Genomic DNA, 21622 nt, shown 5'->3' with positions numbered 1-21622 from the left:
CATGACGGCACGACCCGCGCCCCGCTGGGAGCTGAAGCTCCTGACCGCGCTCAGCTACCCGGCGAACCTCGCGCTCGGGGGCGTCGCGGCGTTCCTGCTCGGGCTCGGTGTCGTGACCCTGCTGCCGGCGCTCATCGCGTTGGCACGCGCTCTGCACTCCTGGAGGCGTGACGGCGACGACGCCGTCTTCACGAACACGTTCCGTGAATTCGCACGGACGTGGCGGCGCAGCATCGGGCTCGGGATCGTGGTGGGTCTCAGCCTGATGCTGCTCACCGTCGATGCGCTCTTCCTGCTCGCCCAACTGACCACGAACGCGCAGTCGCTGGCGGTCGCCTTCGCAGCCGCCGCCATCCCGGTCGCGGCGGTGCTGCTGCTCGGGCTGCTCGCCGTGCCGACGGCGGCGGCGCGCATGCCGGAGGCGCGCATGCGCGAGTGGATGCTGTTCGCCGGGCACCTCATTGCGGCGCAGGGCCTCCGGTCGCTGTTCCTGCTGGTGCTGACGATCGTGTTCCTCGCGACGTGCCTGCTGCTGCCGACCGTGCTGCCGTTCTTCGGGTACTCGATTCCGCTCTACTTCGCGCTCATCACCTGGACCACGACGCTCGACGACCCCGACGAGCCGTGAGCCGCCTGCCGCGCGCCCGGTTCTTCGAGGGCACCCCGCCCGCCCTCTGGATCCTCTACACCGACACCTTCACGATGGCCGTCGGCTTCTACATGCTGGTGCCGCTGCTGGCCTACCACTTCCTGCAGAACCTGGGGCTGACGATCGCCGTGGTCGGGGCGATCGCGGCGGTGCGCACCGCATCCCAGAACGGCATGATGCCGATCGCCGGCTGGATCGCCGACCGGATCGACTACAAGCGCGCGATCGCGCTCGGCGTGCTCATCCGCGCCGTCGGCTTCGCCGCGCTCGGCTCGGTCGACTCGGTGGGGCTGCTGATCGCCGCCTCCGTGCTCGCCGGTCTCGGCGGCGCCCTGTTCCACCCGGCCAGCTACGCCGCGTATTCGGCGCTCGCGGCCGGGCGCGACACGATCCGGGTGTACTCCACGCGGGAGCTCGTCTCGAACCTCGGCTTCATCGTCGGCCCGATGCTCGGCGGCCTGCTCGCCGGCCTCGACTTCCGACTGGTCAGCTGGGTGTCGGCGGCGCTGTTCCTCGCGGCGTTCGTCGTCACCGTGATCGGCCTGCCCTCGGGCATGTCGACCGGCGGCTCGATGCAGCAGCTCGGATTCCGGGCGGTGCTGCGCAACGGCGCGTTCCTGCGCTACTGCCTGCTGGCCGCGGGTCTCAGCGTGCTCGTCTCACAGCTCTATCTCGTGGTGCCGATCCGGGCCGCCGAGGTGCTGTCGGGCTCGGTCGGCGTCGGCGTCGTGTACACGGCGGCGGCCGTGCTGATGGTCTCGACAATGCTGCCGCTCACCGGCTTCGCCTCGCGCACCCTTGCCCCGCGCTCGATCCTCGCCGTCGGCGCCTTCTGCATGGGCTCCGGGATCGCCATCATGGGGCTCTGGCCGACGCTCGCCGGGCTGCTCACCGGGGTGGGCGTCTTCACGGTCGGTCAGATGCTCAGCCAGCCGGTCGCCAACGCCGTCGTCGCCGACTTCTCCCACAACAACTCCGTGGCCTCCTACTTCGGGGTGCTCGGCCTCGCGCACGCGATCGGCGGGGTCATCGGCAGCTCCGGCGGCGGCGCCCTGTACTCGCTGATCGAGAAGGGCGGCCCGCTCGCGCTGGCGCCCTGGTGGGTGTTCCTCGGCTGGGGCATCCTCGTCGCCGTCGCGTTCCGGCTGCTCGGACCGCGCCCCGTCTCCCGCCCGACCGAAAGGGACCCCTCATGACCGATCACCCGACGCCCGCCCGCGCCGCGATCTCTGCCGTGCTGCGCGAGAGCGGCATCGTCGCCGTGCTGCGCGCCCGCGACGGCAGCGACTACGCGCCCGTCGTCGAGCGCCTCGTCGGCGGCGGCGTCCGCTCGATCGAGCTGACCTTCACCACGCCCGGCACCCTCGACGCTCTGCCCGCGCTGCTCGCGAATTTCGGGGCAGACGCGGAGATCGGCGTGGGCACGGTCACCAACCCGGGCCTCGCGCACGCAGCGATCGCCGCCGGGGCGCACTACCTGGTGACCCCCAATTTCGACCCCGCCGTCGTCGGCGTGGCCGTCGCCAGCGGCACCCCGATCTTCTGCGGTGGCCTCACCCCCACCGAGCTGTTCGGGGCCTGGAGCGCCGGCGCCACCGCGGTGAAGATCTTCCCCGCCGAGACGGTGGGCGCCCAGTACGGCGGCCACCTGCGCGGCCCGTTCCCGGAGCTCGAGTTCCTGCCCTCCGGCGGTGTCGGGCTCGACGACATCGGCGCCTGGATCCGCGCGGGCGCCGTCGCGGTGAGCCTCGGCGGCCCGCTGCTCGGCGACGCGCTGAAGGGCGGATCGCTCAGCGAGCTGGATGAGCGCATCGCCCGCGCGCGCGACGCGGTGGCCGCGGCGAAGGATGCCCGATGAGCGCCCGGGTGGTCACGCTCGGCGAGACGATGGCGCTCATGACGAGCGAGAAGCTCGGCCCGCTGCAGCACAACGCGAGCCTCTCGCTCGGCATCGGCGGCGCCGAGAGCAACGTCGCGATCGGACTGCGGCGGCTCGGCGTTCCGGTGCGCTGGATCGGCAAGATCGGCGACGATTCGCTCGGCGACCTGGTGGAGCGGGAGCTGCGCGCCGAAGGGCTCGAGGTGGTCGCGCTGCGCGACGCCGAGACGGCGACCGCACTGATGGTGAAGGAGCGCCGCACCGCGACGCAGACCCGCGTCTGGTACTACCGCGAGCGCTACGCCGGGTCGCGGCTCGCGCCCGCCGATCTCGATCTCGACCTGATCCGCTCGGCCGAGCTGCTGCACGTCACCGGCATCAGCACGGCGCTCTCGGAGTCGCTGCGGGCGACCGTGTTCGCCGCGATCGCGGCGGCCCGCGAGGCGGGCGTCCGCGTCTCGTTCGACCTCAACTACCGCAGCCGGCTGTGGTCGGAGAAGGAGGCGAAGAAGGTCTACGCGAAGATCGTGCCGCTGTGCGACGTGGTGTTCGCCGGCAGCGACGAGGCGGCGATCGTCGTCGGCGAGCACGACGACCCGCACGTGCTCGCCGCGCGTCTGCTCGCGCTCGGCGCCGGTGAGGCCGTCATCAAGCTCGGCGCGGAGGGCGCGATCGCCGCGACCGCGTCCGCCAGCGCGGCCCACGACGCGGTTCCCGTGACGGTCGTCGACACGGTCGGCGCCGGGGATGCCTTCGTCGCCGGGTATCTGGCCGAGACGCTCGCGGGTCTCGACCTGGAGGGCCGACTGCGCACCGCCGTCGCCACCGGCGCCTACGCCTGCCTGGCGGCGGGCGACTGGGAGGGCCTGCCGCGCCGCGACGAGCTGGAGGCGCTGACCGCCACCGAACCGGTCAGCCGGTAGATCGGTGGCGGCCCGCGCCTCGGGCACTGCGGCCGCGGAGGGCCGGATGACTACGGTCGGCCCGGCCGGCCGCCCTGCACCGCCCCGCCCTGGCTGGTGCCCGCGGCGGCGACGCCCTCGGTGACGGTCGCCGCGGTCTGGCCGTCGACGGTCACCGTGTAGGTGGCGCCGTCCTCGAGCGCGGCGTCGGAGAGCACGACCGACTGGAAGGTCTTCACCGACTCGAATTCGACGATGACGGTGCCGCTGGCGTCGAGCACCTGCACGGTCTGGTCGGCGCCGTAGGTCTGGTCGAGCGTCGCCGTGAACCAGCCCTGCGCCGAGCTGTCCTCGGGCGTCTCCGCCATGCCGGGCATGCCGACCGCGATCACGGTGCCGCCGTCGACGGTGATGGTGCCGTTGGCATCCAGCGCGCCCTCGCGGTCGGTCTGGGCGCCGAAGATCGTCGAGACGCCGCCGGTGATCAGGGTCGACCCGTTCGAGTCGAGACCGTCGCCTTCCGCGTTGACGGTGATCTCGCCGCCGGTGATCAGGATCAGCGCGCCGTCGTCCTCCTCCACGACACCGCCGACGTCGGTGGTGGTGCTGGTGCCGCTGGTGGCGTTCATGCCGTCGTCGCTCGCGGTCACGTCAAGCGCGCCGCCCTCGACGGTGATGTAGTACGACTCGACGCCCTCGTAGGAACCGGTGACGGTGGTGTCGCCGCCAGAGACGACCAGGTAGGCCTCCGCCTTCAGTCCGTCGTCGGCGGCCTCGAGCACGGTGGTGCCGCCGGTGATGACGAGGTCGGTCTGCGCCTGGATGCCGTCATCGCCCGCCGTGAGGTCGAGGGTGCCGCCCGAGATGAGAACGTAGCCGCGGTCGGCCTCCTCCTCGTTGTCGGACTTGAGCGCGTCGCCGCCGGCGTCGACGGTGATCTCGCCGCCCTCGATCGAGAGCGAGTCCTTGCCCCGCAGCCCGTCATCGAAGGCGGTCACCGTGATGGTGCCAGCGAGCACGACCAGGTCGTCGGTGCTCGTGATGCCGTCGTTCGCGGCGCTGGTCACGGTGAGCGAGCCGTCGCCGGTGATCGTGAGGTCGGAGTCGCTGTGCAGCGTCGCGTTGGCCTCCTCGTCGTCGCCGGTGGAGGCGAGCGTGTTGCTGCCGGTGAGCGAGACGACCACGTCGTCGGCGGTCTCGACCGAGATCGCGGCGGTGGTGGAGCTGGTGATCGTGGCGCCGTCGAGAACGAGGGCGACCACGTCCTCGTCGCCTGCCGCGACGATGACCTGCCCGTCGAGTTCGCCGCTCAACACGTAGGTGCCCGCGGCGGTGATCGTCACGGTGCTGCCGTCGATCGTCACGCCATCGCCGTCGGCGCTGGCGGTGCTGCCGTCGAGGGTGATCGTGACGGCGCCGGTCATGCTCCACTCGTCATCGTTCACGGTGGTGGCGTTGGCGTTCTGTTCCAGCACCTCGGTGGCGGCGAGGCCCGCCTCGAGACTCGAGACGGTGGAGGTCACCGCGCTGTCGGTGTCGGTCTCTGCGGCGACGGCCGTGCAGCCGGCAAGCAGCAGACCCGAGATCAGCAGGGTGCTGGTGGCGGCGGTCAGGGTGAATTTGTTGGTGCGCATGGCTCAGGCTCCTTCGTGGGTGCGGACGGGGGTGTGACGGTCGGCGCCGCTGGGGCTGCCGTTCAGCGAGTAGCGCACTTCGATGTCGGTGAACTTCTTCGCGAAGTCGACGTGCTGCACCGTCACGCGGTGGATGCGGGCGCCGAGCGTCGCGGCGAGCGCCGCGGTGAGCGCGGCCTCGTCGGTCTCGGCGTAGTCCAGTCGCATGGTCTGCATGCGGTAGCTGGCGAACAGTCGCGGGTGGTCGCCGACGAACAGGGCGAACACGATGAGGCCCATCATGCCGATGAACAGCGGGTCGATAGTGGTCGCCAAGCCCGCGAGCAGACCCAGCGCGAGCGCCGCGAAGTAGTAGGCGATCTCGTGCTGACGGATCACGGCCGAGCGCAGGCGGATGATGGCCAGCACCCCGAACAGACCCAAGCCGACGCCGAGACTGATGCTCGCGTTGCTCAGCACCAGGGCGACGCCGAGCACCCCCACGTTGACGGTGAGGAAGGCGACGACCAGATCCTTGCGCCGGTGGCGCGGAAAGTACAGGCCGAACACGAGTACGGCGATCGCGGCGATGTCGATCGCGATCATGGTGACGATGTCCACGGGGTGCTCCTGTCGGTGGGTGACAGAAGCCATCACAGCGGGGATCGCTATGTGCTTTCTATGACTCAGGCATGGGCCGGATGTGGGTTGTCGTGCGCGATCCGGGCAGCGGGGTTAGCCTGGCGCCATGCATCGGATCTTCGACATGAGCGTCGCGAAGGTGTACCCGCTGTACGTCGCGAAGCTCGAGCGCAAGGGCCACACCCAGGCCGAGCTCGATGAGGTGATCCACTGGCTCACCGGCTTCGACGAGGCGGCGCTGCGCCGCCACCTCGACGCCGAGACCTCGTTCGCGGAGTTCTTCGCCGACGCCGACCTGAACCCGAACGCCGGCCTGATCACCGGCGTGATCTGCGGGGTGCGGGTGGAGCAGATCGAGGATCCGCTGATGCAGAAGATCCGCTACCTCGACAAGCTCGTCGATGAGGTCGCGAAGGGCAAGAAGATGGAGAAGGTGCTGCGGGCGTAGCAGCCCGCACAACTCCCTCGCCAGGGTCTGCCGCTCCGATCCTGCCGGGCGCTAGGTTGATGCTCAGCTGGCATCGCGCCCGGAGGTGATCATGGTCGGCCCGCTCGTCGCCACCAAGCTGCGCGTGCCCGCACGACGTCGCACGAGCGTCGAGCGCACGCGGATCTCCGACCGGCTGGCCGGGGCGGCCTCGGCACCGCTCGTGCTCGTGGCGGCCCCCGCGGGCTACGGAAAGACGACCGCGGTCGCGCAGTGGCTCGCGGCCGAGGACGCGTCGCGACGAGTCGCCTGGCTGTCTCTGGACGAACGCGATGACGACCCCGCGCGCTTCTGGACCTACCTGGCGAGCGCGCTGAACTCCGCCGATCCCGGCGTCGGCGACGTCGCTCTCGACCTGCTGGAATCCGCCGGGCCCTCGGCGGAGGCGATCGTCGCCGCGCTCATCGACGAGCTCGCGGCCCGCGCCACCCCGCTCGCCCTCGTGCTCGACGATGCCCACGTGCTCTCGGCACCGCCCGCGCTGGAGGGCCTCGCCCTATTCATCGACCACCTGCCGAGCACGGTGCAGCTGATCCTCACCAGCCGCACCGATCCTGCGCTTCCGCTCGCGAGGTGGCGAGCGCGCGGCGACCTCGTCGAGCTCCGGGCAGCCGAGCTGCGGTTCACTTCGGAGGAGGCCTCCGAGTACCTCCGCGCCATGGGGCTCTCGGTCTCCCCCGCCGACGTCGAGCTGCTCGCCGACCGCACCGAGGGCTGGATCGCGGCGCTCCAGCTCGCCGCCCTGTCGATCACCGGACGCGACGACGCGGCCGCCTTCATCGCACGGTTCGCGGGCGACCATCGTCACGTCGTCGATTACCTGGTCGACGAGGTGCTGCAACGGCAGACCGCCGAGGTGCGCTCGTTCCTCGTCGACACCTCGATTCTGACCGCGCTCTCCGGCGACGTCTGCGCCGCCGTCACGGGGATGCCCGACGCGGCCGCCACGCTGATCGCACTCGAACGCGCCAACCTCTTCGTGGTGCCCCTCGACGACCACCGCACCTGGTATCGCTACCACCATCTCTTCGCCGAGATGCTCCGCACGCGTCTGCTCGACGAATCCCCCGGCCGCATGTTGGAGCTGCACCGGCGCGCGAGCGAGTGGTTCGAGCGCAACGGCCGTCTCGCCGACGCGGTGGAACACGCCCTCTCCGCCGCCGACGCCGAGCGCGCGGCCGAGCTGATCGCCCGCGCAGCGCCGGAGATGCGGGCGGCCCGCGGCGAGGCGACGCTCGTCCGGTGGTGCGAGGCTCTCCCCGCCGAGGTCATCGCCGCGCACCCCGCGGTGGCCGTGATCTTCGCCGGCGCGGCGCTGTCAAGCGGGAGCCCCGTCGACGTCACCGCGCTGCTGGACGGTGCCGACGCCGCGGCCGACGGCGACACCGAACACACCCGGACGATCCGGGGCGGCGTTGCCCTGTATCGCGCCGCTGCCGCGTTGACCGCGGGCGAGCTCGACATCGCGAGTGAGCACGCCCACGAGGCCGCGCAGTTGGCCGCCGTGGGCGATCATCACCTGCTCGGCGCCTCCGCCGGGGTGCTCGGGCTCATCCGCTGGACGCGCGGCGAACTCGATGCGGCGCGGGAGAGCTGGGAGTCCTCGCTGGAGCACCTGCTCGCCGCGGGCCACCACTCCGATGTGCTCGGCGGCTCCCTCGCGCTCGCCGAGATCCAGCGCGCGCAGGGGCAGCTCAGCGAGGCCGAGCAGACCTACCGGCGCGGACTGCAGCTCGCTGGCACCGCCGCCCCGCCGCTGCGCGGCGCGGCCGACATGCACGTCGGGCTGAGCGAGGTGCTCCGTGAGCGCAACGACCTCGCCGGGGCGCAGCACCACCTGGATGCCGCGGCGGCGCTCGGTGAGCACGCCGGGATGCCGCAGAACCGGCATCGTCGCCGCGTGGCCGCCGCCCTGCTCGCGATGGCCCACGGCGACGCGGTCGGCGCGATCGGTCTGCTCGACGAGGCCGAGGCGGTGTACCGCGCCGACTTCTTCCCCGCCGTGCGGCCGATCGCCGCACTCCGAGCCCGCGCCCTTCTGCTCGCCGGCGACCCGCAGCGGGCGAGCGACTGGCTGCGGCGCTGCGACGCGGCCGCGGACGCTGACCTCTCGTACCTCGCCGAGTTCGAGCACGCCACGCGAGCGCGCCTGCTGCTCGCCGAGGGCCGCGCTGCCGACGCGGTCGTGCTGGTCGAGCGGCTCCGCGCGGCTGCGGAGTCCGCCGATCGGCTCGGAAGCGTGATCGACCTGCTGGCGCTCGAGGCCGTCGCGCTCGAGTCGGCCGGCGAGTCGCGCCGGGCTCTCGCGGCGCTCGGCCGCGCGGTGGCGCTCGCCGAGCCCGAGCGCATCGTTCGCGTGTTCCTCGACCACGGTGCGCCGATGTCGCGGCTGCTGACACAGCTCGCGACCCGCGAGGCGCGGCCGTTCGTGCGACGCCTCGCGCTGGAGAGCCGCGATGCGCCACCGAGTGCCGCGAGTTCGCCCGGCCTCATCGAACCGCTCAGCGCGCGCGAGCACGAGGTGCTGCGGCTGCTCACCGGCGATCTCTCCGGTCCGGAGATCGCGCGCCACCTCTCGGTGTCGCTCAACACGGTGCGCACGCACACCAAGAGCATCTACGCGAAGCTCGGGGCGACATCGCGTCGTGAGGCCGTGCGCCGGGCGGGCGAACTGGGCCTCTAGCGCCAAAGATCACCAGATGTGGTGATCCGGGGTCACCACATCCGCTTCTAGCTTTCGAGCGTGACAGCTTCACCGAACGCCGACCCGCAGGTCTACGAGCTCCGCATCGCCGGACACCTCGATGACCGCTGGGCGGCGCGCTTCGACGGCGCGACCATCGCGCGTCACGACGACGGCACCACGACCATCTGCGGCGTCATCGCCGACCAGTCGTCGCTGCACGGAGTCCTGCAGATCGTGCGGGACGCGGCGCTGCCACTCATCTCTCTCACCCGAGTCGACACCGACAGGAGCACCTCATGAACGACCCCCTGATGAAAGCCGCCGTCTACCGCGAGTTCGGCGGCCCCGACGTCGTCGAGATCGAAGACGTCTCCCGACCCGAGCCGCGGCCCGACGAGATCCTGATCCGCGTCGCCGCCAGCACCGTCAGCGCGGCGGATCACCGGACCCGCGCCCGCGACATCCCCCGAGGGCTCCTTGTGCCCAGCTCGCTCGTGCTGGGCTTCACGCGGCCGAAGCGCCGCGTGCTCGGCATGGACGTCGCCGGCGGCGTCGTGGCCGTCGGCGAGCGCGTCGAGCAGATCGCCGTCGGCGATGAGGTCGTCGCGATGCTGGGCAGCCGCTTCGGCGGCCACGCCGAGTTCGCGATCGCCAACGCCTCGGATGCGATCGCCCGCAAACCGCGCGCGATGACCTGGACCGACGCGGCGAGCGTCGTGTTCGGCGGGATCACCGCCCGCGCGTTCCTGCGCCAGAGCACGCTCGGCGCCGGCAGCACGATCCTGGTCAACGGCGCATCCGGTGCCGTCGGCGCCGCGATGGTGCAGCTCGCGAAGGCCCAGGGCGCCCACGTCACCGCGGTGGCGAGCCGCGCGAACCACGAGTTCGTGACCTCGCTCGGAGCCGACCGCGTGATCGACTACGCCACGACCGACTTCGCGGCAGGCCCCGACCGCTTCGACGTGATCGCCGACTGCGTGGGCAACGCCCCGGTGAGCCGGCTGCACCCGGTGCTCAACGCGGGCGGAACGGCACTGCTCGTCGCCGCCGACCTCCGGTCGCTCGTGTCGGCTCGACGCGACTCCCGACGTCACGGCATCACCGTGGTCACCAGCCCGGGCGCCTGGCGCTCCGACGATCTCGCCTTCGTCATGTCCGCCGCGGAGCAGGGCCTGCTGCGCCCGGCGATCGACGAGGTCTTCCCCTTCGACCGGATCCGCGTCGCGCATGCGCGCACCGACACCGGACGCAAGCGCGGAAGCGTCGTCGTCCAGATCCTGAACTGACCCTTCATCCGAAAGGAACACCACCATGGAATTCACCTGGACCGTCCCGGTCGCGATCATCATCGCGGGCACCGTCTACGCGATCTTCGCCCGGTATTTCGTGCACCGCGAGCGCCTCGCGCGCATCGCCCAGGGAACGGCAGAGGAGCAGTGAACGGCCACCCCGTGCGGGTCGACGCGGCGCTCGACCCGCAGCTCTCGCGCTGGTGGTGGCTGGTCAAGATGTTCGCCGCCATCCCGCACTTCGTCATCGTGGTCGTACTCTGGGCGGCCTTCGCTCTCACCACGCTGGTTGCCGGTGTCGCGGTGCTGATCACGGGCCGCTACCCGCGTCGGCTGTTCGACTTCAACGTCGGCGTGCTGCGCTGGAACTGGCGGGTGGGCGCCTACGTGTACGCCGCGCTCGCCACCGACCAGTACCCGCCGTTCTCGCTGGGGGTGCGCGACTACCCGGCGACGCTCGACGTCGACTACCCGGAACGGCTCAACCGCGGACTGGTGCTCGCGAAGTGGCTGCTCGCACTGCCGCACCTGGTGGTCGTCGCACTGCTGCTCGCGCCGATCATGCTCTATCCGATCGCCGCCCTCAACGAGCTCGGCTCGCCGCAGTGGATGGGCGGCTACTCGGTGCTGAACCTCCTGGTCGTCATCGCCGGGTTCTTCCTGCTCATCACGAGCAGCTACCCGCGGCCGCTCTTCGAGCTGCTGCTGGGCATCAATCGGTGGATGTTCCGCGTGCTCGCCTACGTGGCGCTGCTGACCGACGTCTACCCGCCGTTCCGTCTCGACACCGACCCCATCCGCTCCCCCTCGAAAGGCTGATCATGTCTCTCACCACCACCACCCGCGCGGTGCGCCGCCCCACGAGCGCGGCCGCCTGGCTCGTCCCGGCCGGCCTCATCCTGCTCACCCTGATCTCGATCCTCTCGGGAATGCTGCGGCTCGTGCAGCTCGGCGGCGGACCGGAGGTGCTGCCGGCCGCTGAGCGCTTCAACTCCTTCCCGGTGCCGGTCGTCGTGCACATCGTCTCCGCCACGCTGTTCAGCCTGGTCGGCGCGTTCCAGTTCGTGCCCGCGCTTCAGCGCGGCCGCACGAGTTGGCACCGACGCGCCGGACGCGTCCTCATCCCCGCCGGCATCCTCGTCGCCCTGTCGGGCATGTGGATGGCCGCGTTCTCGGAGCTGCCCGCGGGCGACGGCCCGCTGCTGCAGGTGGTCCGGCTAGTCGCCGGCAGCGCCATGCTGGTCAGCATCGTGCTGGCGGTGCGCGCGATCGGTCGGCGCCGGTTCGCCGACCACGGCGCCTGGATGACGCGCGCCTACGCGCTCGGCGTCGCCGCGGGCACCCAGACCTTCACCCTCACGCCGTTCGCGATCGCGCTCGGCTCCGACCACGAGCTCGGCCGCGCCGCCGGGATGACGGCCGCGTGGGTGATCAACCTCACGGTCGCCGAGCTCGTCATTCGCCGTCGCCGCCGGCGGGCGAGTGCGGTGCGGCGCGGGCGCGCCGGCTAGGCCAGGTCGCGGCGGCGGAAGCCGACGAAGCCGACGGTCGTGAAGAGCAGCCCCACGCCGATCACGATCCACCAGCCGGTGAAGTCGGCCTCCGCCGAGGTCACGATCGGCACGTGGTAGAACGGGCTGATCCCGAGGATCCAGTCCCACAGGTTGAAGATCGGGCCGAGGATCGTCAGGCCGAAGGTGGCGACGGTGCCCATCCATCCGGCGATGCGCCGCGACGGCTCGGCCCCCACCACGGCGATCGACAGTGCGACCAGCACCCACATCGCCGGGATGGTGGCCAGGCCTTGGCGGATCACATCGCCCGCGTCGAGCTGGTCGGTCAGCCCCGCCGACACCACCCCGATCACGATCGTGCCGAGCAGCAGCGCGAGGCCCGAGGTGAGGAAAGCGAGCACCGCGTTGCTGGCGAGATAGCGCGCCCGGGAGACCCCGGTGGCGAGGATCGGGTCGACCCGACCGGCGACCTCCTCGGCGTAGCCGCGCATCACGACGCCGACCCCGCTGACGGCGGCGATGATGCCGGCGAGCGCGAGCAGCGTCGTCATGAACCGGAACACCAGCTCGTCTTCGCTCGCCGCGCCCACGGCGAGCAGCTGCGCGACCGTCGCATCCGTCTCGATCAGGTCGGCGATCGAGATGCTGAGGTAGCCGAAGACGAACCCGAGCGCGAGGAACGCGATGAGCCACGAGATGATCGCGCCGAGGTTCAGGCGCAGCGCCAGCCCCCACACGGTGGAGAAGGCGCCGCCGCGGGCGGGCCCGGGGCGCGGCGGGATCAGGCCCGCCCCGAAGTCGCGGTGCGCGTGCAGCGCGAACGCGATCGCCAGCGTCACGACGGTGAAGGCCAGCGCGATGAGGAAGGGCCCGTAGTTCCGCTCGGTGGCGGGATCGGTCTGCTGCATCCAGCCGATCGGCGTCGCCCAGTCGGCCCAGTCGGGGGCGCCGCTGGCGTCGATGTAGCCGCGCGCCACGAACAGCACGCCCAGCACGGTCACGGCGATGGCGTTGGCGGTGCGCGCCTCCGAGGCGAGCTGCGCGGCGATCGCGGCGACGCCGGTGAACATGAGCCCGCTGGCCGTATAGGTGAGGCTCAGCACGGCGATCGCGGCCGGGTCGGCGCCGAAGGCGATGGTGGCCAAGAACGAGACGACACCGAGACCGAGCGAGGCGATGACGGCGAGCACGACAGCGGTGGCGAGCCGCGCTTCGCGCCCCATCACCCCGGAGGCGAACAGTTCGGCCTGACCGGAATCCTCGCTGGCGCGACTGTTGCGCACCACGATGAAGATCGCCATCAGCGAAGCGAAGAAGCAGCCGAGCGCGAGCGAGCGCCACGCGGTGAATCCTTCGTCGGTGAGCAGGTCGCCGGCGGTGCCGAAGATGAGCGCGAGCGCGGGGTTCAGCCCCACCGCCACCGATAACTCTTCGCGGGCACTCTGCTCGGGGAAGATCCAGATGTAGAGGGCGATGGATGAGGCCGGCAGCACCGAGATGAGGGCGATCCACGGCGCGAAGTTGCGCGCATCCTGCCGCAGCGAGGCGGCCAGCAGCGGGCGGAGCCCCGCGACCGGGCTGCTCACGGCCGGGCCTCGTACTTCTCGAGGAACAGACTCTCGAGCGAGGGCGGCGCGACCGTCAGGTTGCTGAAGCCGAACGGGGTGAGCAGCTCGAGCGCGCGCGCCAGCTGGTGCCGGTCGACGCGGGCGGTGAACACGTGACCATTCAGGGTCGGTTCGTGCACGAAGTCGAGCGCGCTGAGACTGTCGGGCAGGGTCGTGAGCGTCGCGGTGATGGTCGACGCGGTCTGCGCCTGCAGCTCGTCGATGGTGCCGACCTCGACGACCTCACCGGCGCGGATGATGCTGATCCGGTCGGCGAGCGCCTCGGCCTCGCTGAGAATGTGGCTGGAGAGCAGGATGCTGCGCCCGTTTTGGCGCTCGCGGTTGATCTCGGCCTGGAACACCGCCTCCATCAGCGGGTCGAGCCCGCTGGTCGGCTCGTCGAGGATGAGCAGTTCGACGCGGGAGGCGAGCGCGGCGATGAGGGCGACCTTCTGCCGGTTGCCCTTCGAGTACTGGCGGCCACGTTTGCTCGGGTCGAGGTCGAAGCGCTCGATCAGTTCGGCCCGGCGGGTCTCGTCGAGCCCGCCGCGCAGCTTGCCGAGCAGGTCGATCGCCTGACCGCCGGTCATCGCGGGCCAGAGCGAGACGTCACCCGGCACGTAGGCAAGGCGACGGTGCAGTTCGACGACGTCGCGCCACGGATCGCCGCCCAGCAGTTCGACCCGCCCCGAGTCGGCCTTCAGCAGCCCGAGCAGGATGCGGATCGTGGTCGACTTGCCCGCGCCGTTCGGGCCGAGGAACCCCATCACCTCGCCGCGCCGCACGGTGAGATCGAGCCCGGTGAGCGCCGGAGACTTGCCGTAGGACTTGTGCAGGTCTTCGATGACGATGACCGGATCGGCTGAGTCGTTCACGGGCTGCTCCTCCGCCTCAGAGACAGTGCGCAATCACTGCGTGTTCACCATGCCTACCACGGCGCCGGAACCGCAACAAGGCGCGCGCAGGCGGCGTCACGATGCGGAAGACGCAGCTCGCCCGACGGTCGATTCACGAACACTGAGAATCGGGTCCAAGAGAAGCGTGCTGTGCACGTGCGTCTCCGCGTTCAGGATTTCGTCGTGCAGGCGCAGCATCGCCTGCCGACCCATCTCGACCCCCGCATGGTCGACGGTCGACAGCGCTATTCGGCTCCGTTCCGAATTCCGATCGCCCTCACACCCGATCACAGCAATGTCGCCCGGGATGCGCAGGCCGGAGTGCGACGTCAGCCCCTCGAGGATTCCGTTCCCGAGGGCGTCCGTCACGGCGATGATGCCGTCAGGCCGCCGCGTGTCGTCGGCGAGACGGTGGCCGAGCTCGTATCCGTCGGCAAACAGATGTCCACCGGGGTCGGTCTGCACGATCGAGACCCCCGCATGCTCCGCTACAGTCTGCTGCGCGCCTCGCCAGCGCTCGGCGACCGGCTGAAACTCGTAGCTGTGCGCGACATACGCGAGTCGAGTGCATCCCTGCTTGATCAGATGAGCAGCCGCAACGGCTCCATGCTTCTCGTTGTTCGTCAACACGGTGCAACACGAAATGTCGCGTGCGAGGAAGTTCAGGTGCACGATCGGACGACCGAGTGCGTGAGCACTTCGCAGATCGTCAAGCGTGCCCGCCATCGGTGAGAGCAGAAGCCCCGCCGTGTGCATCTCTTGGAAGACGGTGATGTACTCGTTCTGTCGCGCGGTGTCGGCGAGGGAGTTCGCGAGCAGTAATTTCATCCCGACGCTCGTCGTGATCTCCTGGGCGCCTTCGATCATGTCGTTGAAGAGGGAGTTGCGGAGGTCAGCGAGCACGAATCCGATGAGCTCGGATCGCCCGGACACGAGTGACACCGCCTGCGAGTTGCGCACGAATCCGACGGTCTTCATCGCGTCGAGCACCGCCTGTTTAGTGCGCTCGGAGACGCGCTCCGGGTAATTCAGAACGTTCGAAACGGTGCCGGTAGACACGCCGGCGACCTCCGCGACGGCGGCCATCCCCGCCGCTCGGCGGCTTCTGCGCCCGGTCGACGGTACGTCTGGCTCAGTGTCGTTCAGCGTCGTCGTCCTTGATCGGTTCTCAGCTCGTCGACTCCAGGGTATCCGCATTCCAGGCGACGCCTCCGAATTTGAACGTACAAATACTTGGCTACACTGATGTCGGGCTGGCCGCGGTACGTGCCGTTTTGCCTCCGCCCCTTGTTGACATCGCCGGCGCCGCCGAAGGAGACACCCATGAGCACCCATTCCGCGCCGCCTGCGGCGGCGCCTCCGGCGTCTTCTGTCACACCGGCGAACAAGACCAAGCCGCACACCACGACCAATGAGTGGCGTCTCGCCCGATTGCGAACGCAGGCGCTGCACGAACCCCTCGGGTTGCAGAGCGCGGCCCCGTCGTTCAGCTTCCTGATTCGATCGAACTCCTCGAACCAGGCACAGAGCGCGTATCAGCTCCTGGTCGCGTCAACGCGCGAGCTGCTCGCAACGGGGATCGGCGACCTCTGGGACTCGGGTGTCGTTGCCGAAAGCCGCACATCGGGCATTGTGTACCAGGGTTCGGCGCTGAAGTCAGGGCAGCGCGCCGTGTGGAAGGTGCGCGCCTGGGATGCCGACGGCGTCGTCTCGGCGTGGAGCGACGTCGCGGGTTTCGAGATGGGGCTGCTCAACCCTGAGGATTGGACAGGCTCCTGGATCGGCCAGGGCGACCGTTTCGATGGCAACCGCTCGAGCGTTCCGTTCTTCGCCAAGGACTTCGCAGTGCGCACATCCACACCGGTGGCTCGCGCACGCCTGTATCTCAGCGGTCTCGGAGTCTTCGAAGCGCGTCTCAACGGCGCCAAGGTCTCCGATCATTTCTTCGAGCCGGGTGAGAGCGACAATCGGAAGACGACCAACTACGTGACGTACGACGTCACCGAGCAACTGGCCGCCGGGGACAACACCCTCGGGGTGATGCTGGGAAACGCGTTCTATGGAATGTACGACGAGGTTGACAACGTAGTGAACGGCGTCACCCGATACGTGAAGTGGGATGGCATCCAGACAGCGCCGGGCTGGGAGCGCGGGCTGTACGGGCGCATCAAGCTGCTTGCGCAACTCGATATCCGCTACGCCGACGGCACCCGCGACGTCGTCCAGTCCGACGGCACGTGGCGCTACACCGATGGACCGATCACATTCTCGAACTGGCTTTCTGGCGAGGATTTCGATGCACGTCGTCGACTCGACGGGTGGGACACCCCCGGCTATTCGCGTGCGGGCTGGCAGGAAGCCCAGGTCATGCAGGCCCCACCGGGAGTCCTCACCGCTCGGGAGTGCGAACCGATCCGCGCCTTCGAGAGCTACCCGGCCGCGCGGGTCACCCGGCTAGACGAGAACCGCCTTGTCGTCGACATGGGACGCAACGGTGCGGGCCTTCCACGCATGACGCTGAAGACGACACCGGAGCTCGCTGGTGCTCAGATCCGGATCTATCCTGCCGAAGTCCTTCACGCCGACGGCTCAGTCGACCAGACCTCCGTGACGGGGGAGTTCGACTTCGGCGAGATGTTCAGCACCTACACCATCGCCGGTGTGGGACAGGAGAGCTGGCAGCCGACCTTCACCTACTACGGCTATCGCTACCTGGAGCTGCGCACGAGCGCCGAGCTCGCGGACTGGAATCCGTCGGCCGCGGACTTCGTCGCGCTGTTGCTGCGCACCGACAACGAGGTGGTCGGTACGCTCGCCACCTCCAGCGCCGACGTCAACGCCATCGACACGATCATCACCCGATCGATCGAATCGAACATGTTCAGCACACTCACCGATTGCCCACATATTGAAAAGGCCGGCTGGCTGGAGTGCACTCACCTCCTTCACGACTCGATCTCCTCGACGTTTGACATCGAGTCGTGGTCGCGCAAGCTCATCCGCGACATCGCCGATGCGCAGTACGACAGCGGCGAGGCGGCACCGATCTCGCCACCGTTTCAGCACGTCAACTTCTTGAGCCGCGACCCCAACTGGGGCGGTGCGCTGATTTTTGCACCCTACGCCCAGTATCTGGAGTACGGCGATCTCGAGACGGTGGACCGCCTATTCCCGCAGATGGTGCGCTACGTCGATTTCCTCTCCCGCCAGTGCGACGGCAATGGATTGCTGCTCAACTACGCGCAGATGGGCGAATGGGGCGGCTACGATGCCAGCACCACCAAGGACTTCACCGCATCGGCGACGTATCACCGAATGCTGATCATCATGAACGAGATCTGCCAGCTCACGGGTCGACCGAGCGAAGCCGAGCGGTTCCGCCGCATGGCGAACAGCCTCCGCGAGCAGATTCACGTCCGCTTCTACGATACGAAGACCGGCATCTACGACTCCGGCAGCCAGTCGAGCTTCGCGCTTGCTCTGTTCAACGGGCTCGTCGACGAAGGTCGCGTAGCCGATACCGTGCGGGGGCTCGTTGACAAGGTCGCCTCTGACGGTTTCCACCTCACCTCCGGCGAGGTCGGTCTCAAGCAGGTGTTCTCGGTGCTTGCGGACCATGGTCAGAACGACACCGTATACAGAATGATCACCAACGAGACCATGCCGAGCTACCTCTACTTCGTGCGCAACGGGATGACAACGCTCCCCGAGTATTGGGACATGGAACGCTCCCTCAACCACGCGATGATGGGTCACGCGAAGGCATGGCTGCATCGCTCGCTGCTCGGGCTGAAGCCGACCTCGCCCGGCTACCGCACGGCGGAGATCGCACCATTCGTCCCCCACGACCTGCGCTGGGCGCGAGGTGGCCTCACCACCGTCGCCGGCGAGTTCACCATCGACTGGTCCGTCGCCGAAGCTAGCGACACGATGACACTCGACTTCTCGATCCCCGTCGGCGTGAGCGCTCGCGTGCGGGTCCCGCGTCTCGGAGCCAAAAGCATTCGTCTCGACGGTGCGGTCGTCACGACCGCGGGCGACGGCGAGTCGTTCGTACTTGACGCGGTGGGATCCGGGAGTCATCACGTGACGACGAGCACCTCGCCGGCCTCGGCGTGATCCAGTCGTGACTCGCCAGCGGTAGCGCGATAGCCCGATCTGTGCAAAAATTTGAACGTATAAATTTGGTGGCGGCAACGCCATCGAACAAGAACCCCCACCGAGAGCAGCGTCGCTCCTGCACACGAGCGACGCTGCATCTGCCGAACGACAGGTCGAAACGTGTCTGCAATAACTGAAGCGTCGCGGACGGAGAATCCGCCGATCCCTCCTCGCGCGGGCAAGGCCTCATCGGCCCGCGAACGCAGCCCGCGACGCCGCGGAGGATCCAGTCTCAGCCGTCGGCGCGGCATCTGGCTGTTCATGATGCCCGCGGTCGCCGTCTACTCGTTTGTCGTCGTCTGGCCCAGCCTCCAAGGCGCAACGCTCTCATTCACTGACTGGAACGGTATTCGTCCGGACAGCGAATTCGTCGGGCTCGACAACTTCGAGCGCGCCTTCAACGACGACCGGATGTGGGGAGCGCTTGGCAACACGATCCTGCTCGCGCTCGTCATCACCGTGGTGCAGACGATCCTCGGGCTGCTCTTCGCCCTTGGCGCCAACTCGCTCATCAAGTCGAAGAACGTCATCCGCGTGATCATGTTCGCCCCGGTGGTCGTCACCCCGGTCGCGACCGGCTTCCTCTTCAAAAACATCTTCGGTTCGACCGGCGCCCTCAACACCGTCCTCGAAAACCTCGGGCTGGAGTCGTGGACGCAGGAGTGGCTGGGCAACTCCGATCTGGCCTTGTGGATGGTCTGCGTGGTGATCATCTGGCAGTACACGGGATACGCGATGGTCATCTTCCTCGCCAACCTCCAGGGAGTGCCTGCCGAACTGACCGAGGCGGCTGCGATCGACGGAGCCGGGCCGATTCGCCGATTCTGGAGCATTATCCGGCCTCAGCTGGCGCCTGCGTTCGCGATCAACATCATGCTCGCGATCATCGGCAGCCTGAAGCAGTTCGACCAAGTGTGGGTGATGACGGCCGGAGGCCCGAATGGCGCCACCGAGACGATGTCGACTCTTCTCTACCGTGTCGCGTTCCAGTACGGCCAGATGTCGTACGGGCTGACGATCGCGGTGGTGCTGACCGTGGTCGTCGTCGCGTTCGCGATCATGCAGAACCGCGCGGTCGCCTGGCAGACGAAGGAATCCCGATGAATAAGTACACGTGGCGCACAGGGATCCTCGAGGTCACCATGGTGCTCGCGACCCTGGTCTATTGCATGCCGTTCTACATCCTCATTACGACGGCTCTGAAACAGCCGAATGACCCGGGCGACGCACTCGCACTCCCCTCGACACCGACGCTCGCCAACTTCCCCGACGCTTGGATTCGCGGCGAACTGGGAGGCGCGATCCTCAACAGCTTCATCGTCACGCTGGTGAGCGTGACGCTCATCGTCGCATTCTCGGCGCTCGCGTCTTACCCCTTGGCTCGCGTCACGCGCGCCTGGTCGCGCATCACTTACATCCTCATCGCGGGCGGACTCATCCTGCCGTTCCAGCTCGCGATGCTGCCGCTTTATCAGACGATGCGCGACCTTTCTCTGCTCGGCACCCCCTGGGCGCTGGTGCTCTTCTATCTCGGCACGCAGATGCCATTCTCGATCGTGTTGTACACGGGATTCCTGCGCGAACTCCCGATCGAATACGAGGAGGCGTCGGCGATCGACGGGGCCAACCAGTTCTCGACGTTCGTGCGCGTGCTGTTCCCGATGCTGCGGCCGATCACCGGAACCGTGATCATCCTCAATGTCGTCGCGGTGTGGAACGACTTCCTCACCCCGCTGCTGTACCTCTACGGCTCGAAGACCGAGACGATCCCCGTCGCGCTCTTCCAATTCGTCGGGCAGTACGTCTCCGAGTGGAACGTCGTCTTCGCCGGGCTGATCATCACGATCCTGCCGGTCCTGATTCTCTACTTCGCGATGCAAAAGCTTGTCATTCGCGGATTCTCTGGCGGACTCAAGGGCTGACGCCCGGCCGCCGCCCCGATTGTGCACCTCTCCCCTTCCCACCAAAAGAAAGAGATAACCGAAATGAAAACACCCAACAAGGTCGGCATCGTCGCCGCCGCGGCATTCGTGTTGATCGGCGTCAGCGCATGCTCGACGGACTCTGGCTCGTCGTCTGACGGCGTCGTGACACTGCAGCTCGGCCACGTGAACAGCGATGACGCCGGAATCGCGGCCGTCATCGAAGCCTTCGAGTCTGAGAACCCCGACATCAAGGTGGAGTCGACCTCGCTCGGTGTCGACGCCTACAGCACGACATTGACGACGCAGCTCTCCAGCGGCACCGGCCCGGACATTCTGGCCGCTTTCCCCGGCTCGGGCAGCGCCATGTCGGCAGTGCGCCTCGGCGAGGCGGGCTACCTCCTTGACCTTTCCGATCAGGAGTTCGCCGCCAAGATCCCCGACGGCTTGAAGGCGGTCACCCAGGCTGACGGCAAGACGGTCGTCGCCCCGGTCACCCTCACCGCCATCGGACCTATCTTCAACATGGACGCGATGGAGGCCGCCGGTCTGACCGCGCCGGATACCTGGAGCGGCGTGTTGCAGCTCTGCACCGACGCCATCGCCGCCGGCAAGTCGGCCTTCGCGATTGGTGCCGCCGATGCGTGGACGACGCAACTCATCCCGCACACGCTGAACGCGACCCTCACCTACGGACCCAACCCCGACTTCGCTGCCGAGCAGGTGGCGGGTGATGTGACCTTCGCCACGTCGGGCTGGGTGCAGACGTTCGAGCAGTACCAGGAGATGCTCGACGCGGGCTGCTTCCAGGACAAGCCCGTCGGAACGACCTTCGATGAGGCGGCAAAGCTCGTTGCCAACGGAGACGCACTCTCGATCGTTTCGGTGAACGCGCACGTCGCGGCGCTGCAGCAGGCGGCCCCCGAGGGAACTGTCTTCAAGATGGAAGCCCTGCCGGCGACCGACGACCCGGCCGACACCTACATGCCGGGCGCCTCGGGCAGCACCTACGCGGTCAACGCCAGCACCGACTACCCGGAGCAGGCCGTGAAGTTCATTAACTTCCTGGTCAGCCCGGCCGGTACCGCCGCGTACGCGGATGCGCTGAGCGCGATTCCGGTGTTCGAGTCGACCTCGGCGACGCCGGACGCGCTGGTCACCTTCGTCGACTTCCTCGAGCGCAACCGCACCACCTCGTTCCCGGAGCAGCTGTGGCCGGACGCCTCGGTGCAGCAAGCGCACTTCGACGCGGCGACAGGTCTGCTGAACGGCTCGCTCAGCCCGGCTGAAGGCGCCGCCAAGCTCGACAGCGCCTTCGAGACGGCGCTCGCGAACAACTAACGCGCCGCACGCGCACGCACGCAAGAGCGCCCCG

20 protein-coding genes are annotated in these 21622 nt (G+C 68.7%); 15 read left to right on the top strand and 5 right to left on the bottom strand.

Translation table 11 applies throughout. The features are described from left to right. Window position 1: 1 nt before the first annotated feature. The 4 genes from ACR3ZA_RS10125 to ACR3ZA_RS10110 are packed head-to-tail and all read left to right on the top strand — an operon-like array spanning window position 2 to window position 3451. Window positions 2-628 carry a DUF624 domain-containing protein gene (locus tag ACR3ZA_RS10125; RefSeq protein ID WP_473661837.1) on the top strand — a complete coding sequence of 209 codons (627 nt, stop codon included), beginning with the start codon at window positions 2-4 and terminating at the stop codon, window positions 626-628. Further along, on the top strand, window positions 625-1845 hold the full coding sequence (locus ACR3ZA_RS10120; RefSeq protein WP_473661836.1) for an MFS transporter: 1221 nt from the start codon (window positions 625-627) through the stop codon (window positions 1843-1845). The genes ACR3ZA_RS10125 and ACR3ZA_RS10120 overlap by 4 nt, the downstream gene beginning before the upstream one ends. Beyond that, the gene (locus ACR3ZA_RS10115; RefSeq protein WP_473661835.1) at window positions 1842-2507 is read left to right on the top strand and encodes a bifunctional 4-hydroxy-2-oxoglutarate aldolase/2-dehydro-3-deoxy-phosphogluconate aldolase; all 666 of its coding nucleotides are present in this window, start codon (window positions 1842-1844) and stop codon (window positions 2505-2507) included. Before ACR3ZA_RS10120 ends, ACR3ZA_RS10115 begins: the two co-directional genes overlap by 4 nt. Continuing rightward, window positions 2504-3451: a PfkB family carbohydrate kinase gene (locus ACR3ZA_RS10110; protein ID WP_473661834.1), complete on the top strand. Its 948-nt coding sequence runs from the start codon at window positions 2504-2506 to the stop codon at window positions 3449-3451. The genes ACR3ZA_RS10115 and ACR3ZA_RS10110 overlap by 4 nt, the downstream gene beginning before the upstream one ends. A gap of 50 nt (window positions 3452-3501) precedes the next feature. On the opposite strand, the gene ACR3ZA_RS10105 is transcribed toward ACR3ZA_RS10110, so the two are convergent. Together ACR3ZA_RS10105 and ACR3ZA_RS10100 are read right to left on the bottom strand one after the other, a co-directional pair. Next, window positions 3502-5064, bottom strand: a complete 1563-nt coding sequence (locus ACR3ZA_RS10105) for a carbohydrate-binding domain-containing protein (protein WP_473661833.1) — start codon at window positions 5062-5064, stop codon at window positions 3502-3504. 3 nt (window positions 5065-5067) lie between these two features. Then, the gene (locus ACR3ZA_RS10100) at window positions 5068-5664 is read right to left on the bottom strand and encodes a DUF4956 domain-containing protein (protein WP_473661832.1); all 597 of its coding nucleotides are present in this window, start codon (window positions 5662-5664) and stop codon (window positions 5068-5070) included. 127 nt (window positions 5665-5791) lie between these two features. Between ACR3ZA_RS10100 and ACR3ZA_RS10095 the strand changes: the two genes are divergently transcribed. From ACR3ZA_RS10095 to ACR3ZA_RS10065, 7 genes are all read left to right on the top strand, one after another. Beyond that, window positions 5792-6133, top strand: a complete 342-nt coding sequence (locus tag ACR3ZA_RS10095; RefSeq protein ID WP_473661831.1) for a DUF2200 family protein — start codon at window positions 5792-5794, stop codon at window positions 6131-6133. Between the two features lie 91 nt (window positions 6134-6224). Continuing rightward, complete coding sequence (locus tag ACR3ZA_RS10090) at window positions 6225-8855, top strand: winged helix-turn-helix domain-containing protein (protein ID WP_473661830.1); 2631 nt, start codon at window positions 6225-6227, stop codon at window positions 8853-8855. Window positions 8856-8915: 60 nt separating this feature from the next. Beyond that, entirely contained in the window at window positions 8916-9158 is a 243-nt protein-coding gene (locus ACR3ZA_RS10085) for a hypothetical protein (protein WP_473661829.1), read from the top strand. After that, the gene (locus ACR3ZA_RS10080; protein WP_473661828.1) at window positions 9155-10144 is read left to right on the top strand and encodes a zinc-binding dehydrogenase; all 990 of its coding nucleotides are present in this window, start codon (window positions 9155-9157) and stop codon (window positions 10142-10144) included. Before ACR3ZA_RS10085 ends, ACR3ZA_RS10080 begins: the two co-directional genes overlap by 4 nt. A 25-nt stretch (window positions 10145-10169) precedes the next feature. Continuing rightward, a complete protein-coding gene (locus tag ACR3ZA_RS10075; protein WP_473661827.1) occupies window positions 10170-10298 on the top strand; it encodes a hypothetical protein in 129 nt (42 codons plus the stop codon). Continuing rightward, window positions 10295-10966, top strand: a complete 672-nt coding sequence (locus ACR3ZA_RS10070) for a DUF4389 domain-containing protein (protein ID WP_473661826.1) — start codon at window positions 10295-10297, stop codon at window positions 10964-10966. Before ACR3ZA_RS10075 ends, ACR3ZA_RS10070 begins: the two co-directional genes overlap by 4 nt. Before the next feature lie 2 nt (window positions 10967-10968). Continuing rightward, entirely contained in the window at window positions 10969-11658 is a 690-nt protein-coding gene (locus ACR3ZA_RS10065) for a DUF2306 domain-containing protein (RefSeq protein ID WP_473661825.1), read from the top strand. On the opposite strand, the gene ACR3ZA_RS10060 is transcribed toward ACR3ZA_RS10065, so the two are convergent. The 3 genes from ACR3ZA_RS10060 to ACR3ZA_RS10050 all read right to left on the bottom strand — a co-directional run bounded on the left by ACR3ZA_RS10060 (window position 11655) and on the right by ACR3ZA_RS10050 (window position 15250). Next, window positions 11655-13247, bottom strand: a complete 1593-nt coding sequence (locus tag ACR3ZA_RS10060; RefSeq protein ID WP_473661824.1) for an ABC transporter permease — start codon at window positions 13245-13247, stop codon at window positions 11655-11657. The genes ACR3ZA_RS10065 and ACR3ZA_RS10060 overlap by 4 nt on opposite strands. Beyond that, window positions 13244-14143 (bottom strand): ATP-binding cassette domain-containing protein, encoded by a 900-nt coding sequence (locus ACR3ZA_RS10055; protein WP_473661823.1) that lies wholly within the window; start codon window positions 14141-14143, stop codon window positions 13244-13246. Before ACR3ZA_RS10055 ends, ACR3ZA_RS10060 begins: the two co-directional genes overlap by 4 nt. Before the next feature lie 96 nt (window positions 14144-14239). Beyond that, window positions 14240-15250: a LacI family DNA-binding transcriptional regulator gene (locus ACR3ZA_RS10050; protein ID WP_486179533.1), complete on the bottom strand. Its 1011-nt coding sequence runs from the start codon at window positions 15248-15250 to the stop codon at window positions 14240-14242. A gap of 237 nt (window positions 15251-15487) precedes the next feature. On the opposite strand from ACR3ZA_RS10050, the gene ACR3ZA_RS10045 reads away from it, so the two are divergent. From ACR3ZA_RS10045 to ACR3ZA_RS10030, 4 genes are all read left to right on the top strand, one after another. Further along, window positions 15488-18283 carry a family 78 glycoside hydrolase catalytic domain gene (locus ACR3ZA_RS10045; protein WP_473661822.1) on the top strand — a complete coding sequence of 932 codons (2796 nt, stop codon included), beginning with the start codon at window positions 15488-15490 and terminating at the stop codon, window positions 18281-18283. 303 nt (window positions 18284-18586) lie between these two features. Continuing rightward, window positions 18587-19429 carry an ABC transporter permease subunit gene (locus tag ACR3ZA_RS10040; protein ID WP_473661821.1) on the top strand — a complete coding sequence of 281 codons (843 nt, stop codon included), beginning with the start codon at window positions 18587-18589 and terminating at the stop codon, window positions 19427-19429. Further along, on the top strand, window positions 19426-20247 hold the full coding sequence (locus ACR3ZA_RS10035; protein ID WP_473661820.1) for an ABC transporter permease subunit: 822 nt from the start codon (window positions 19426-19428) through the stop codon (window positions 20245-20247). The genes ACR3ZA_RS10040 and ACR3ZA_RS10035 overlap by 4 nt, the downstream gene beginning before the upstream one ends. Before the next feature lie 63 nt (window positions 20248-20310). Beyond that, a complete protein-coding gene (locus ACR3ZA_RS10030) occupies window positions 20311-21588 on the top strand; it encodes an extracellular solute-binding protein (protein ID WP_473661819.1) in 1278 nt (425 codons plus the stop codon). Window positions 21589-21622 lie beyond the last annotated feature (34 nt).

The organism is Herbiconiux sp. J20-20 (assembly GCF_057365085.1).
Note: the sequence above shows the minus strand (reverse complement) of the source record. Positions and strands in the feature narration are given on the sequence as shown.

What these genes read in the sequence shown, in the direction of transcription:
- ACR3ZA_RS10045 (WP_473661822.1), top strand. Translation starts at nt 15,488, where the DNA reads ATGAGCACCCATTCCGCGCCGCCTGCGGCGGCGCCTCCGGCGTCTTCT.
- ACR3ZA_RS10065 (WP_473661825.1), top strand. Translation starts at nt 10,969, where the DNA reads ATGTCTCTCACCACCACCACCCGCGCGGTGCGCCGCCCCACGAGCGCG.
- ACR3ZA_RS10105 (WP_473661833.1), bottom strand. Translation starts at nt 5,064, where the DNA reads ATGCGCACCAACAAATTCACCCTGACCGCCGCCACCAGCACCCTGCTG.
- ACR3ZA_RS10050 (WP_486179533.1), bottom strand. Translation starts at nt 15,250, where the DNA reads ATGGCCGCCGTCGCGGAGGTCGCCGGCGTGTCTACCGGCACCGTTTCG.
- ACR3ZA_RS10125 (WP_473661837.1), top strand. Translation starts at nt 2, where the DNA reads ATGACGGCACGACCCGCGCCCCGCTGGGAGCTGAAGCTCCTGACCGCG.
- ACR3ZA_RS10035 (WP_473661820.1), top strand. Translation starts at nt 19,426, where the DNA reads ATGAATAAGTACACGTGGCGCACAGGGATCCTCGAGGTCACCATGGTG.
- ACR3ZA_RS10095 (WP_473661831.1), top strand. Translation starts at nt 5,792, where the DNA reads ATGCATCGGATCTTCGACATGAGCGTCGCGAAGGTGTACCCGCTGTAC.
- ACR3ZA_RS10090 (WP_473661830.1), top strand. Translation starts at nt 6,225, where the DNA reads ATGGTCGGCCCGCTCGTCGCCACCAAGCTGCGCGTGCCCGCACGACGT.
- ACR3ZA_RS10080 (WP_473661828.1), top strand. Translation starts at nt 9,155, where the DNA reads ATGAACGACCCCCTGATGAAAGCCGCCGTCTACCGCGAGTTCGGCGGC.
- ACR3ZA_RS10110 (WP_473661834.1), top strand. Translation starts at nt 2,504, where the DNA reads ATGAGCGCCCGGGTGGTCACGCTCGGCGAGACGATGGCGCTCATGACG.
- ACR3ZA_RS10030 (WP_473661819.1), top strand. Translation starts at nt 20,311, where the DNA reads ATGAAAACACCCAACAAGGTCGGCATCGTCGCCGCCGCGGCATTCGTG.
- ACR3ZA_RS10115 (WP_473661835.1), top strand. Translation starts at nt 1,842, where the DNA reads ATGACCGATCACCCGACGCCCGCCCGCGCCGCGATCTCTGCCGTGCTG.
- ACR3ZA_RS10075 (WP_473661827.1), top strand. Translation starts at nt 10,170, where the DNA reads ATGGAATTCACCTGGACCGTCCCGGTCGCGATCATCATCGCGGGCACC.
- ACR3ZA_RS10040 (WP_473661821.1), top strand. Translation starts at nt 18,587, where the DNA reads ATGATGCCCGCGGTCGCCGTCTACTCGTTTGTCGTCGTCTGGCCCAGC.